The sequence below is a fragment of the Rhodococcus gannanensis genome (assembly GCF_042681175.1).
In the GTDB taxonomy this organism is placed as follows: Bacteria; Actinomycetota; Actinomycetes; order Mycobacteriales; family Mycobacteriaceae; genus Rhodococcus_G; species Rhodococcus_G gannanensis.
This window is the reverse complement of the sequence record NZ_JBHUFB010000020.1, coordinates 661,643-674,864: the sequence shown is the minus strand read 5'-3', so window position 1 is coordinate 674,864 and position 13,222 is coordinate 661,643. Positions and strand designations below refer to the sequence as shown.

The following is a 13,222-nucleotide window of genomic DNA, read 5'->3' as shown; positions in this document are numbered from 1 at the left end:
TGGCGCCCGGGGTGCCGGGCCCCACGCTCGCGAAGGAATTGCTACTGCTGCGAGGCGCGCAGCATGTCGTCGCGCTCGACGACCTTGATGCGTTCGCGGCCTTCCGGTTCGCCGAGGCTGCGCTCGTGGGCATCGAGTCGGTACCAGCCGTCCCATGTGGTGTAGGGCAGGCTCTTGGATTCGAGGAACTCGATGATCGCGTTCTCGTCGGGGTTCGCGGCGCCGGTGAAGTTGGGGGCGTCGGCGAGCAGGCACGCGATGGTTTCGTTGGCGTCGCCCTTGGTGTGGCCGATGAGGCCGACGGGGCCGCGTTTGATCCAGCCGGTGACGTAGGTGGCGTGGATGTGCTGGCCGTTCTCGTCGAGGACGCGTCCGGCTTCGTTGGGGACGGTGCCGGCTTGGTCGTCGAAGGGCAGCTTCGCGATGTTCTGTGACAGGTAGCCGACGGCGCGGTACACGGCGGTGACGTCCCAGTCGTTGAACGTGCCGGTGCCGCGGACGTTGCCGGTGCCGTCGAGTTCGGTGCGTTCGGTGCGCAGGCCGACGACCTTGCCGTCCTCGCCGAGGACCTCGGTGGGGGATTCGAAGAAGTGGAGGAACAGCTTGTGCGGGCGGTTTCCGACGTCGCGGATTGCCCAGTCCTGCAGGGTGTTGGCGACCATGTCGACCTGCTTGGACGCGCGGCGGGCGGCTTCGGAGCCCTCGTCGTAGTCGATGTCCTCGGGGTCGACGATGACCTCGATGGTCGGGGAGTGGTCGAGCTCACGCAGTTCGAGCGGCGTGAACTTGGCCTGTGCCGGGCCGCGGCGTCCGAAGACGTGCACCTCGACGGCCTTGTTGCCCTTGAGGCCCTCGTAGACGTTCGCGGGGATCTCGGTCGGCAGCAGTTCGTCGCCGGTCTTCGCGAGGACGCGGGCGATGTCGAGGGCGACGTTGCCGACGCCGAGGACGGCGACCTTCTCGGCCTCGAGGGGCCACTCGCGGGGGACGTCGGGGTGGCCGTCGTACCAGGAGACGAAGTCGGCGGCGCCGTAGGAACCGTCGAGTTCGATGCCGGGGATGTTCAGGGCGCGGTCGGCGTTGGCGCCGGTGGAGAAGATGACCGCGTCGTAGAACGTCCGCAGGTCGTCGAGGGTGATGTCGGTGCCGTAGTCGAGGTTGCCGAGGAGGCGGACCTGTGGCTTGTCGAGGACCTTGTGCAACGCGGTGATGATGCCCTTGATGCGCGGATGATCGGGCGCGACGCCGTAGCGGATCAGGCCGAACGGAGCGGGCATGCGCTCGAAGAGGTCGATGCTGACGCCACGGTCGGCGGCGGTGTCGGACTTCATGAGGGCGTCGGCGGCGTAGATGCCGGCCGGGCCGGCGCCGACGATGGCCACTCGGAGCGGGCGATTCTGATCAGTCATCTCGAGCGAACTACCTTTGCGGCTAGCGGGCGGACGGTTCGGGTGCGCAGGCCGTGTCGGCCCGGCCTTCAGTTTACTGAGCCGTACCTAACTTGCGCGGAGCGGCCTGATGACGCCCCCGTCTCGATCCTCCACTTCCGAGGGAGACTCCGCTAGGGCACCCTTCCTTGAGGGGGCACAAACTGCAGTTGTGGGTGCCATCATCCGTGGAGGCAGGCGCGTCGACCAGGGTTCCGATCACGCAGATCGCAACCCTGGAAACCGCCGGGACCGCGCTGTTCGATGCCACACATGTCCGCGACGCTCGATCGGGGCGCCGCGGCCCGCGCGCAATCCACCCCGTCCCAGCCCCTCTCCCGCCGCGCTGCCCGCCGACGGTGGTCCGCCACCGTCGGGTTGCCGCTGCTCTCGCTCCTCGTATTCCTCGGCGCCTGGCAGCTCGCCGCGTCCAGCGGCCTGTGGAGCGAGGTCTTCGTCCCACGGCCGTCCACCGTGTGGGCCGCCGCAGTCGACGCCTCCACCACCCACGACGGCGTCCGCGGCTACCAGGGCTACCTGCTGTGGGAACACCTGTACATGACGCTGCGCCGGGTCGCGGCGGGCGTCGTCATCGGCGTCCTCGGCGGTGTCGTGCTCGGCCTCGCGATGGGCACCGTCGGCTGGCTGCGCCGCATCCTCGAACCCTGGCTCACCTTCCTGCGCGCACTGCCGCCGCTCGCGTACCTGTTCCTGCTCGTGATCTGGCTCGGCATCGACGAGGCCCCCAAGATCGCGCTGCTCGCGCTCGCCGCCCTCCCGCCGACAGCGGTCGCCACCACGACGGCTGTGCTCGGTGCGCCGATCACGCTCGTCGAGGCGGCCCGGGCGGTCGGCGCGAACCGGTTCCAGGTGATCCGCGACGTCGTGCTCCCCGCAGCCCTGCCCGAAACGCTGACCGGCATCCGGCTGGCGGTCGGCATCGCCTATTCGTCGGTGGTCGCCGCGGAACTGTTCAACGGAATCCCCGGCGTCGGCGGCATGGTCAAGGACGCCTCGAACTACAACAACACCCCGGTCGTCCTGGTCGGCATCTTCGCCATCGGGCTGTCCGGGCTCACCATCGACGCACTGCTCCGCGTCGTCGAACGACGAGCGGTCCCTTGGCGGGGAACACACTGAGAGGTAACAGATGAAGAAGTCCCTCGGCCGCGCCCTCGCAGCCGCGGCCGCCGCGACGCTCGCCGTGCTGACCGTGGCATCCTGCTCGGTCGACAGCGGCAGCTCGGCCGGCGACAAGCCCGTCATCCGAATCGGGTACCAGACGTTCCCGAGCGGCGACCTCGTCGTCAAGAACAACGGCTGGCTCGAAGAGGCGCTGCCCGACTACGCGATCGAGTGGACGAAGTTCGACTCCGGCGCCGACGTCAACACCGCCTTCGTCGCAGGAGAGCTCGACTTCGGTGCGCTCGGGTCGAGCCCGGTCGCGCGCGGCCTGTCCGATCCGCTTCGGATCGACTACAAGGTGGCGTGGATCCTCGACGTCGCGGGCGACAACGAGGCCCTCGTCGCGCGCAACGGCACCGGCATCTCGAAGGTCGAGGACCTCCGGGGCAAGAAGGTCGCCACCGCGTTCGCGTCCACCGCGCACTACAGCCTGCTCGCCGCACTGGACCGGGCCGGTCTGTCCGCGTCCGACGTCCAGTTGATCGACCTGGAGCCGCAGGCGTCGCTCGCGGCGTGGCAGCGCGGTGACGTCGACGCCGTCTACACGTGGCTGCCGACGCTCGACGAGCTGCGGAAGGACGGAACCACCCTGGTCACGAGCCGGGAACTGGCGGACGCAGGCAAGCCGACGCTCGACCTCGCGGTCGTCGCCGGTGGGTTCGCCGCCGAACATCCCGACGCCGTGGACGCCTGGCGCAAGGCGCAGGCCCGGGCACTGACGACGATCGCCGACGATCCGGCGTCGGCGGCGAAGGCCGTCGCCGCGGAGGCCGGCATCACCACCGAAGAGGCGTCCTCGCAGCTCACGCAGGCCGTGTTCCTGAGCCCCGAGGAGGTGGCGTCGGCGAAGTGGCTCGGTACCGACGGTGCTCCCGGCGACCTCGCGAACAGCCTGCACAGTGCCTCCCAGTTCCTCGCCGAGCAGAAGCAGATCCCGTCCGCTCCTGCGCTCGCGGACTTCCAGGACGCGCTCTACGTGACGGGCCTCCCCGGTGCCGTCGAGCAGTAACGCCCCCGCGCCTGTGCGTGATTTTCACCCCGATGAGGGTGAAGATCACGCACAGGCGGCGCAGCCGCGCATCCGGCTGAGCGACGTCCGGCACGTCTACGGCGATGTCACCGCGGTCGGGCCGCTCTCGCTGGACGTGCCCGACGGCGAGTTCCTCGTCCTCGTCGGTGCGTCCGGCTGCGGCAAGAGCACCCTGCTGCGGCTGATCGCAGGCTTCGAGACGCCGACCCACGGGGAGGTCCGCGTCGCGGGAGCCCCGCCGGTCCCCGGATCCACCGCCGGAGTGGTGTTCCAGCAGCCTCGGCTCCTGCCGTGGCGAACCGTCGGCGGGAACGTCGACCTCGCCCTGGACTACGCCGGGGTACCGCGCGCGCAGCGGCCACAGTCCCGCGAGGAACTGCTCACCCGTGTGGGCCTCGACAGACTCGCGGACCGCCGGATCTGGCAGATCTCCGGCGGCCAGCAGCAGCGCGTGGCGATCGCCCGTGCACTCGCGGTCCCGACGTCGCTGCTGCTGCTCGACGAACCGTTCGCCGCGCTCGACGCGCTGACCCGCGAACGTCTCCAGGACGACCTGCGGGCCGGAACCGGTACCAGCGGTGACGACGCGGCACGGACCACGGTGTTCGTCACGCACAGCGCCGACGAGGCCGTCTACCTCGGCACCCGGATCGTCGTACTGGGCAGACAACCGGGCCGGATCGTGCTGGACCTGCCCGTCGACCTGCCCCGCAGCGGCGTCGACGCGGACGACCTGCGTGGGGCCGCCCGCTTCGCGGCGCTACGCGCCCAGGTCGGGCATGCGGTGAAGGAAGCGGCGGCGACGTGAGGCCCGGAAACGGATTGTGAAAAGCTGTGTACATGACCTACGCAGGTGACCTGACCCCTCAGCAGGCGTGGGACCTGCTGCGCGAGCATCCCAGGGCCGTCCTGGTCGATGTCCGCACCGAAGCCGAGTGGCGATTCGTCGGGCTCCCCGACCTCGCCGAAGTCGGCCGCGAGCCGCTGAAGATCGAGTGGGTCTCGTTCGCCGGTGAGCGCAACACCGCGTTCGTCGACCAGCTCCGGGCCGCGGGCGTCACCGGTGGCGACGACGCCGAGGTCATCTTCCTGTGCCGCTCCGGGCAGCGTTCGATCGGCGCCGCCGAGGCTGCGACCGCCGCAGGCATCGCTCCCGCCTACAACGTCCTCGACGGGTTCGAGGGCGGACTCGACGACGACGGTCATCGCGGCGGCGCGGGCTGGCGTTCGGTCGGACTCGCCTGGAGGCAGTCGTGAGCTCCATTCCCCGTGGCGGCGCGTTCTCCAAGCCGCTCCCCGACAGCATTCGCCCCGCGACGCTCGGCGTCCGCGGCGGCACGATGCGCTCCGGATTCGAGGAGACGTCGGAGGCGATCTTCCTCAACTCCGGCTTCGTCTACGAGTCCGCGGAGGCGGCGGAGCAGGCGTTCACCGGCGAGGTCGACCACTTCGTCTACTCCCGGTACGGCAACCCGACGGTGAAGATGTTCGAGGAGCGGATGCGTCTGCTCGACGGCGCCGAGGGCTGCTACGCCACCTCGTCCGGCATGTCCGCGGTGTTCACCGCGCTCGGTGCGCTGCTCGGCAAGGGCGATCGCCTCGTCGCCGCCCGCAGCCTCTTCGGGTCCTGCTTCGTGGTGTGCAACGAGATCCTCCCGCGCTGGGGTGTGGAGACCGTGTTCGTCGACGGCGAGGACCTCGACCAGTGGGAGCAGGCACTGTCGGTGCCGACGACCGCGGTGTTCTTCGAGACCCCGTCGAACCCGATGCAGACCCTCGTCGACGTCCGTCGGGTGTCGGAGATGGCGCACGCCGCCGGCGCGAAGGTGGTGCTGGACAACGTCTTCGCCACCCCGCTGTTGCAGCGCAGCATCGACCTCGGCGCCGACGTCGTCGTCTACTCCGGCACCAAGCACATCGACGGCCAGGGCCGCGTCCTCGGCGGCGCGATCCTCGGCTCGCAGGAGTACATTGACGGTCCCGTGCAGCAGCTGATCCGGCACACCGGCCCGTCGCTGAGCCCGTTCAACGCACACACGCTGCTGAAGGGTCTCGAGACCATGCCGCTCCGCGTCCGGCACTCGGTCGACAGTGCCCTGCGCATCGCCCGGTTCCTCGAGGCCGACGACGCCGTCAGCTGGGTGAAGTACCCGTTCCTGGAGTCGCACCCACAGCACGACCTCGCCACGTCGCAGATGAGCGGCGGCGGCACCGTCGTCACCTTCGAGTTGGCGGCCGCCGAGGGCGAGGGCAAGAAGAAGGCGTTCGAGCTGCTGAACAAGCTGCGCGTCGTCGACATCTCCAACAACCTCGGCGACTCGAAGTCCCTCATCACCCATCCGGCGACCACGACGCACCGCGCGATGGGCCCGGAGGGGCGCGCCGCGATCGGCCTCACCGACGGCGTGGTCCGGCTGTCGGTCGGGTTGGAGGACACCGACGACCTGCTCGAGGACTTCGCACAGGCACTCGCCTGACCCGTCACGGAGGAATGCTGTGCACCTGACGTCCCGCCGGCTGGTCACCGCCGGCCTCACCGCCCTCGTACTCCTGGTCGCGGGCTGCGGCGACGGCGAAACCACCGCTGGGAACGGCGCGACGACCGCTGCGGCCGGTGTGCCGGAGGCGATCGTCTCGCTGAGCCCCACCAGCACCGAGATGCTGTATGCCGTCGGTGCGGGGGATCAGGTTGTCGCAGTGGACGACCGGTCCGACCACCCCGCGGGCGCACCCGTCACCGACCTGTCCGGCTACACGCCGAACGTCGAGGCGATCCTCGGGTACGAGCCGGACCTGGTCGTCGCGAACGCCGACACCGGCGATCTCGTCGCCGGACTGGAGAACGCGGGCGTGGAGGTGCTGATCCTCCCGGCCGCCACCACCCTCGACGACACCTACAGTCAGATCGAGCAGATCGGCGCCGCCACCGGCCACGTCGACGCCGCCGCCGAGGTCGTCGCCGGGATGAAGACCGACATCGACGCAATCGTCGCCGGTGTGCCCGAGCGCGAGACCCCGCTGCGGTACTACCACGAGCTCGACGACACCTTCTACTCCGTCACCGACGACACGTACCTCGGTGAGATCTACGGGATGCTCGGCCTGACCTCGATCGCGACCGGCGGCGACGGTTATCCGCAGCTGTCGGCGGAGTTCATCGTCGAGCAGGATCCGGACCTGATCTTCCTCGCCGACGGTCAGTGCTGTGGTGTCACGGTCGAATCCGTTGCCCAGCGCGCCGGGTGGGCCGACCTGGCCGCGGTGCGGGACGGGCAGGTCCACGTCGTCGACGAGGACCTCGCCAGTCGTTGGGGACCGCGCGTCGTCGACTACATGCGGGAGATCGCAGGCATCGTCAGCGCCGTGCCGGCCGCCGCGCCCACCCGGTGACCATGACGCCGCGCCGCCGCACAACAGTGCTGGCGGGTTCGGCCCTCGTTCTCCTCGCCGCGATGCTCGTCGGGATTCTCGTCGGACCCGCAGGGCTGACCCCGTCCGGCGTGATCCTCGACGTCGTCGACAGGTTGCCGTTCGTCGACGTCGACTCGGGGCTGACGGCGCGGCAGCAGGCGATCCTCTGGGACATCCGCATGCCCCGCGTCGTCCTCGGCGTGCTCGTCGGCGCGACCCTCGCCGTCGCGGGCGCCGCCTACCAGGGCGTGTTCCGCAATCCGCTCGCCGACCCGTACCTCCTCGGCGTGTCCAGCGGAGCCGGGCTCGGCGCGACCCTCGCCATCGCCGTCGGCGGCGCCGCCGGGTTCGCGGGCGTCCCGATCGCCGCGTTCGCGGGCGGACTGCTCGCCGTCGGCGCGACCTACGCGCTGGGCCGCACCGTCGGCAGCGGCCGCACCGAGGTCGTCATCATCCTCGCCGGTGTCGCGGTCGCCGCCTTCGCCAACGCCATCCAGACGTTCTTCATGCAGTTGAACGACGACACGCTCCGTCAGGTGTACTCCTGGCTGCTCGGGCGGCTGTCCACCGACGGCTGGTCGGACGTGCGGACGGTGCTGCCGTACGTCGTGGTCTCCGTCGCTGCAGTCCTACTGCACGCCCGCACCCTCGACGTGATGGCCGTCGGGGACGTCGAGGCCGCGAGCCTCGGCATCAACCCCGACCGGGTGCGACTGATCCTCGTCGGCGTCGCGACCCTCGGCACCGCCGCCGTCGTATCGGTGAGCGGCCTCATCGGATTCGTCGGCATCGTCGTGCCACACGCTGTTCGGCTGCTCGTCGGACCCGGCCACCGGCTGCTGCTGCCGTTGTCACTGATCGTGGGTGCCGCGTTCCTCGTCCTCGCGGACGTCGCGGCACGCACCGTCATGTCCCCGGCGGAACTGCCGATCGGCGTCGTCACCGCCGCCATCGGCGCCCCCTTCTTCCTCCTCGTCCTGCGCCGCGGGCGGGTGAGCGCATGATCTCCTGCCGAGGACTGCGCGTCGACCGTGGATCGACCCCGGTGCTGGCCGGAGTGGACCTCGACGTCGACGACGGTGAATGGCTCGCGATCGTCGGTCCCAACGGCGCAGGCAAGACGACGCTGCTGCACGCCCTGGCCGGGCTGATTCCCGCATCGGGCGAGATACGGGTCGGCGACCACGACCCCGGACGCGCGTCGCGGCGGCTGATGTCGCGGACCGTCGCGCTGATGCCGCAACGTCCCGTCGTCCCCGACGGCGTCACCGTCCGCGACCTGATCACTCTCGGCCGCACCCCGCACCTGCCGCGGTTCGGTGTCGGGAGCGCCGACGACCGGACGGTGGTCGACGACCTCGTCGACCGGCTCGGCCTGGGCGCCTTGGTGTCCCGGCCCGCGACCGCCCTGTCCGGCGGAGAACTGCAGCGCGTGGTGCTGGCCCGCGCCCTCGCGCAACAGCCGCGGGTGCTGCTCCTCGACGAGCCGACCAGCGCCCTCGACATCGGACACCAGCAGCAGGTGCTCGACCTGGTGCAGTCGCTGCGGATCTCGGACGGGTTGACCGTCGTCGCGGCGATGCACGACCTGACCCTCGCCGGCCAGTACGGGCGGCGGATCGTGATGCTCGACGGCGGCGCCGTCGTCGCGGACGGGACGCCGGAGGAGGTGCTGACGGCGGACCGGATCGCCGACGTCTACGGTGCCCGTGTCGAGGTTCTCGACCGGCCCGGTGGCCCGGTGGTGCTTCCGCTCGCGGGAGGCCGGCCCTGATGGAGGTCGTGCTGCTCGGTACCGGTGCCGCCGACGGCTGGCCCAACCCGTTCTGCACCTGCGCGTCCTGCTCGGTCATGTTGGAGCGCGGCGAGATCCGCGCCCAGACCGCCGCGCTCGTCGACGACGTCCTGTTGCTCGACTGTGGCCCGGAGGTGCCCCGCGCGGCGGCGCACGCCGGGCGGTCGCTGTCGCGTGTGCGGCACCTCCTGCTCACCCACGCCCACCCCGACCACATCGGCCCGCTCGCGCTGCTGATGAGGTCGTGGGTCGCGCGGGAACAACCGCTGGAGGTCATCGGACCGCCGGAGGCTCTGGACCTGTGCCGGGACTGGGTCGGCCCGGACGACCCGGTGCACTGGACCGCCGTCGCGCCCGGTGACGTGGTGCAGGCGGGCGACCACGCGGTTCGGGTGCTGTCCGCCGCCCACCGCGTTCACCGCGACGGTGACTGCGTACTGTACGAGGTTGCGTCCGGCGGGCGGAAACTGTTGTGGGCCACCGACACCGGACCACTCGACGCGGCGCAGCTGGGCTCGCTACGCGACGCCCGCTACGACACGGTCTTCCTCGAGGAGACGTTCGGGGATCGCGCAGAACACGAACCCGACCACCTCGACCTGCGGACGTTCCCGCGCGCCCTCGCCGCACTCCGCGAGTTCGGCGCGGTAACCGATGACACCGAAGTGATCGCCGTTCACCTCGGCCATCACAATCCCGCCGATCTGTCGGACAGGCTTCGGCCGTGGGGAGTTCGCGTCGTCCCGGACGGGACTGTGATCGCCGTCGGGGCGCCGCCGGACCGTGTGCCCGCCGCACAGCGAACCCTGGTGCTCGGCGGCGCACGGGCCGGCAAGTCGACCCACGCCCAGCGCCTGCTCGCGGACCGCGACGACGTCACCTGCGTCGCGACCGGGGCCGCGGACGACGGCGACGACGAGTGGGCAGCGCGGATCGCCGCGCACCGTTCGTCCCGGCCGGATACCTGGCGGACTCTCGAAACCGACGACCTCGTCGGCGCACTGCGCACGGCGACCGGCCCACTTCTCGTCGACTGCCTCGGCACCTGGCTCGCCCGGCGCATCGACCTGCACGGCGCCTGGACCGACAAGAGTTCCTGGCCCGTGGTTCGATCCGACATCGACGACCTCGTCCTCGCGCTCCGCCGGACGCACGTGCAGGTCGTGGTCGTCAGCAACGAGGTCGGCAGCGGCGTCGTCCCCGCGACCGCCTCCGGCCGCCGCTTCCGCGACGTCCTCGGCCGGCTCAACGCCGCCGTCGCGGCCGAGTGCGAGGCCGTCGTCCTCGTCGTCGCCGGGCGCCCACTGCCGCTACGCTGACCAGTCCCGCACGCGGAACAGCGGCGCGGAACCGGCAGGGTGGGTAGCAGGCCCACCTGTCAATTCGAATCAATCGGAATCCAAAGCGTGACCGAGGGAACCGAGTGCGCGACAGTACTGCTCGAGTGCTTGACCATCGAGAGCGACCGAGAGACCCGGCTCTGTGACGTCGCAGCAACCCCACCACACGGTGTGGGTGCTACCGCCGGGATCGATGGAACGCGCGACGGGGTGGCTTCGGCCACCCGGTCCCAATCGTGAAGGGTTGCCCGTGACCGACTTCGAGGTGCCGTCGTGAGCGCGCCCGCCACCAGCGCACCGCCGGCTCCGGCCGAGGCCGCCGACGAGGCCGACCTGCGTGTCGTCCCCACCCGACACCCCTGGCGGTGGGTGGTCGCCATTGCGGCGCTGGTGCTCGTCGCGCAGTTCGTGCACGGCCTCGTTGTCAACCCCGGCTGGGACTGGGCGACGTTCGCGCAGTACTTCACCGCCCCGTCGATTCTCGCGGCCCTGTGGACGACGATCGAGCTGACGCTCTGGGGCACGGTTCTCGGGTTCGGGCTCGGAGTCCTGCTGGCAGTGGCCAGACTGTCGAACAATCCGGTGCTGCAGGTGATCTCGTGGACCTACGTCTGGGCGTTCCGGTCGATCCCGCTGATCGTGCAGCTGCTGTTCTGGTTCAACATCGCCTACCTGTACCAGACTTTGACGTTGGGTATCCCGTTCGGGCCCGGGTTCTTCGAGTTCAACGTCACCGGTGTGATCTCCGGGTTCACAGCGGCGGTCGTCGGACTCGCCCTGCACCAGGCGGCCTACTCGGCGGAGATCGTCCGTGCCGGAATCATCTCCGTGGACGACGGGCAGATCGAGGCGGCGAACGCTCTCGGGATTCCGCGTACCCGCCAGTTCGTCAAGATCGTTCTGCCGCAGGCGATGCGGTCGATCCTGCCGAACGCGGCCAACGAGGTGATCAGCCTGTTCAAGGGAACCTCGATCGTGTCGACGATGGCGATCGCGGAACTCTTCTACCAGGTACAGGTGATCTTCGGCCGCAACGGCCGCGTGGTGCCACTGCTGATGGTCGCGACCGTCTGGTACATCGTGCTGACGTCGATCCTGTCCGTCGCGCAGTACTACATCGAGAGGCACTATGCCCGAGGGTCGGCCCGCACGTTGCCGTTGACGCCCTGGCAGAAGGTGCAGGCGAAGTACCGCGAGATCCGCGACACCAGTACCGGCGCGCCGAGAGGAGCCACGCGGTGACGACCACCGATGTACAGGCAGTACATGCCGTCGACGTGCGTGGGGTGCACAAGTCCTTCGGTTCGCTGGAGGTTCTCAAGGGCGTCGACCTGACGGTCCGGCAGGGCGAGGTGACGGTGATCCTCGGTCCCTCCGGGTCGGGGAAGTCGACCCTGCTGCGCACCCTGAACCACCTGGAGAAGGTGGACCGCGGGTCCATCCGAATCGACGGCGAGCTCGTGGGCTACCGCCGCCGCGGCAACATCCTGCGTGAGCTGCGGGACCGGGACATCCTGCGGCAACGCTCGAAGATCGGCTTCGTGTTCCAGAACTTCAACCTGTTCCCGCATCTCACCGTTCTCGAGAACGTCACGGAGGCGCCGATATCCGCGCAGCGCCGTGACCGCGGCGAGGTGACGGCCGAGGCCCGGCAACTGCTGGAGCGGGTGGGAGTCGCCGACAAGGCCGACCGGTACCCGAAGCAACTGTCGGGAGGGCAGCAGCAGCGGGTGGCGATTGCACGGGCACTCGCGTTGCGCCCCAAGGTCATTCTGTTCGACGAGCCCACCTCGGCCCTCGACCCCGAACTCGTCGGCGAGGTACTCGACGTCATCCGCGACCTCGCCCGGGCGGGCGCGACCCTCGTCATCGTCACCCACGAGATCGGGTTCGCCCGAGAAGTCGCCGACACGGTCGTGTTCATGGACGACGGCGTGGTCGTCGAACAGGGGGCACCCGCGCAGGTGCTCGATCATCCCACGCACGACCGCACCCGCGCCTTCCTGTCGCGCGTGCTCTGAACAATCCCCCCGAGAAATCGCCCTGGAAGGAAACGATGTCCGCCACCATCCGCCACACGAGGCTGTTCGCCTCGGCTCTGACCGCCGTTGCCCTGCTGGCGGGTGCCGCGTGCAGTTCGGGCGAAGCCGCCGAGCCCGATGCCGCGACCGCGGCCGGGTACAACCTGACGCCCGAGCAGAACCGCATCAGCACCGACGAGGTGCCGGACATCGCGGCGAAGGTGCCGCAGGCGATCCGCGATCGCGGAACGCTGATCGTCACCGGGTCGGCGGGCACCGTCCCGCCGCTCCGCTTCTACGCCGACGACGACAAGACGCTCATCGGATCGGAAACGGACATCGCGCATCTCGTCGGTGACGTCCTGGGGCTCGACATCGAACTGACAGCAGCGGACTGGGCGCAGAACTTCGTGCGCATCGACTCCGGCGAAGCGGACACTTTCATCTCGAACGTCACCGTCACGGAGGAGCGCAAGGAGAAGTACGACTTCGCCACCTACCGTCTCGACAGCCTGGCCGTCGAGGTGAAGAAGGGCAGCGGCATCACGTTCTCGGGCCCGAAGGACATCGCGGGCCTGACGATCGGAGTCGGGTCGGGAACCAACCAGGAGGCACTGCTCGTCGAGTGGAACGAGCAGAACGTCGCCGCCGGCCTGGAGCCCGCCGAGATCCTCTACTACCAGCAGGCCACCGACTACTACCTGGCGCTCGGGTCGGGCCGGATCGACGCCTACGTCGGCCCGAACCCGTCCTCGTCGTTCCACGCCCTGCAGACCGGTGAGACCGAGGTCGTCGGGACGTTCTCCGGCGCCGGACTCGATCTGCAGGGTGAGATCGCGGTCCTGACCAAGAAGGACAACGGGCTGATCGGCGCGATCAACGACGCGCTGAACCATCTGATCGAGAACGGAACCTACACCCAGGTGCTGGAGCGGTGGGGCATCAGTTCCGAAGCGCTCGACGCCTCCGAGATCAATCCGCCCGGCCTGCCGAAGAAGCAGTAGCGGTGACCG

Annotated in this window: 13 protein-coding genes and 1 riboswitch; of the genes, 12 read left to right on the top strand and 1 reads right to left on the bottom strand. The window is 69.8% G+C overall.

All coding sequences use genetic code 11. The features are described from left to right. Positions 1 to 41: 41 nt before the first annotated feature. Positions 42 to 1,409 carry an FAD-dependent oxidoreductase gene (locus ACFSJG_RS23875; protein WP_378487703.1) on the bottom strand — a complete coding sequence of 456 codons (1,368 nt, stop codon included), beginning with the start codon at positions 1,407 to 1,409 and terminating at the stop codon, positions 42 to 44. Positions 1,410 to 1,700: 291 nt separating this feature from the next. On the opposite strand from ACFSJG_RS23875, the gene ACFSJG_RS23870 reads away from it, so the two are divergent. The 12 genes from ACFSJG_RS23870 to ACFSJG_RS23815 all read left to right on the top strand — a co-directional run bounded on the left by ACFSJG_RS23870 (position 1,701) and on the right by ACFSJG_RS23815 (position 13,213). Then, positions 1,701 to 2,567, top strand: a complete 867-nt coding sequence (locus ACFSJG_RS23870) for an ABC transporter permease (protein WP_378487702.1) — start codon at positions 1,701 to 1,703, stop codon at positions 2,565 to 2,567. A 10-nt stretch (positions 2,568 to 2,577) separates the two neighbouring features. Continuing rightward, a complete protein-coding gene (locus ACFSJG_RS23865; protein ID WP_378487701.1) occupies positions 2,578 to 3,621 on the top strand; it encodes a taurine ABC transporter substrate-binding protein in 1,044 nt (347 codons plus the stop codon). 13 nt (positions 3,622 to 3,634) lie between these two features. Continuing rightward, on the top strand, positions 3,635 to 4,450 hold the full coding sequence (locus ACFSJG_RS23860; RefSeq protein WP_378487700.1) for an ABC transporter ATP-binding protein: 816 nt from the start codon (positions 3,635 to 3,637) through the stop codon (positions 4,448 to 4,450). Positions 4,451 to 4,482: 32 nt separating this feature from the next. Further along, positions 4,483 to 4,899: a rhodanese-like domain-containing protein gene (locus tag ACFSJG_RS23855; RefSeq protein ID WP_378487699.1), complete on the top strand. Its 417-nt coding sequence runs from the start codon at positions 4,483 to 4,485 to the stop codon at positions 4,897 to 4,899. Then, entirely contained in the window at positions 4,896 to 6,119 is a 1,224-nt protein-coding gene (locus ACFSJG_RS23850; protein WP_378487698.1) for an O-succinylhomoserine sulfhydrylase, read from the top strand. Before ACFSJG_RS23855 ends, ACFSJG_RS23850 begins: the two co-directional genes overlap by 4 nt. 25 nt (positions 6,120 to 6,144) lie before the next feature. After that, positions 6,145 to 7,032, top strand: a complete 888-nt coding sequence (locus ACFSJG_RS23845) for an ABC transporter substrate-binding protein (protein ID WP_378487936.1) — start codon at positions 6,145 to 6,147, stop codon at positions 7,030 to 7,032. Between the two features lie 2 nt (positions 7,033 to 7,034). Beyond that, complete coding sequence (locus ACFSJG_RS23840; RefSeq protein ID WP_378487697.1) at positions 7,035 to 8,057, top strand: FecCD family ABC transporter permease; 1,023 nt, start codon at positions 7,035 to 7,037, stop codon at positions 8,055 to 8,057. Continuing rightward, positions 8,054 to 8,827, top strand: coding sequence for an ABC transporter ATP-binding protein (locus ACFSJG_RS23835; protein WP_378487696.1), 774 nt, complete (start codon positions 8,054 to 8,056; stop codon positions 8,825 to 8,827). Before ACFSJG_RS23840 ends, ACFSJG_RS23835 begins: the two co-directional genes overlap by 4 nt. Further along, complete coding sequence (locus ACFSJG_RS23830) at positions 8,827 to 10,167, top strand: bifunctional adenosylcobinamide kinase/adenosylcobinamide-phosphate guanylyltransferase (protein ID WP_378487695.1); 1,341 nt, start codon at positions 8,827 to 8,829, stop codon at positions 10,165 to 10,167. Before ACFSJG_RS23835 ends, ACFSJG_RS23830 begins: the two co-directional genes overlap by 1 nt. 130 nt (positions 10,168 to 10,297) lie before the next feature. Next, positions 10,298 to 10,388: riboswitch (SAM riboswitch) on the top strand. Between the two features lie 73 nt (positions 10,389 to 10,461). Then, a complete protein-coding gene (locus tag ACFSJG_RS23825) occupies positions 10,462 to 11,430 on the top strand; it encodes an amino acid ABC transporter permease (protein WP_378487694.1) in 969 nt (322 codons plus the stop codon). After that, complete coding sequence (locus ACFSJG_RS23820; RefSeq protein ID WP_378487693.1) at positions 11,427 to 12,209, top strand: amino acid ABC transporter ATP-binding protein; 783 nt, start codon at positions 11,427 to 11,429, stop codon at positions 12,207 to 12,209. Before ACFSJG_RS23825 ends, ACFSJG_RS23820 begins: the two co-directional genes overlap by 4 nt. A gap of 35 nt (positions 12,210 to 12,244) precedes the next feature. Further along, the gene (locus ACFSJG_RS23815; RefSeq protein WP_378487692.1) at positions 12,245 to 13,213 is read left to right on the top strand and encodes an ABC transporter substrate-binding protein; all 969 of its coding nucleotides are present in this window, start codon (positions 12,245 to 12,247) and stop codon (positions 13,211 to 13,213) included. Positions 13,214 to 13,222: the final 9 nt, after the last annotated feature.

Coding starts and splice junctions, on each gene's coding strand:
- ACFSJG_RS23875 (WP_378487703.1), bottom strand. CDS start 1,409: ATGACTGATCAGAATCGCCCGCTCCGAGTGGCCATCGTCGGCGCCGGC.
- ACFSJG_RS23870 (WP_378487702.1), top strand. CDS start 1,701: ATGTCCGCGACGCTCGATCGGGGCGCCGCGGCCCGCGCGCAATCCACC.
- ACFSJG_RS23865 (WP_378487701.1), top strand. CDS start 2,578: ATGAAGAAGTCCCTCGGCCGCGCCCTCGCAGCCGCGGCCGCCGCGACG.
- ACFSJG_RS23855 (WP_378487699.1), top strand. CDS start 4,483: ATGACCTACGCAGGTGACCTGACCCCTCAGCAGGCGTGGGACCTGCTG.
- ACFSJG_RS23840 (WP_378487697.1), top strand. CDS start 7,035: ATGACGCCGCGCCGCCGCACAACAGTGCTGGCGGGTTCGGCCCTCGTT.
- ACFSJG_RS23835 (WP_378487696.1), top strand. CDS start 8,054: ATGATCTCCTGCCGAGGACTGCGCGTCGACCGTGGATCGACCCCGGTG.
- ACFSJG_RS23830 (WP_378487695.1), top strand. CDS start 8,827: ATGGAGGTCGTGCTGCTCGGTACCGGTGCCGCCGACGGCTGGCCCAAC.
- ACFSJG_RS23815 (WP_378487692.1), top strand. CDS start 12,245: ATGTCCGCCACCATCCGCCACACGAGGCTGTTCGCCTCGGCTCTGACC.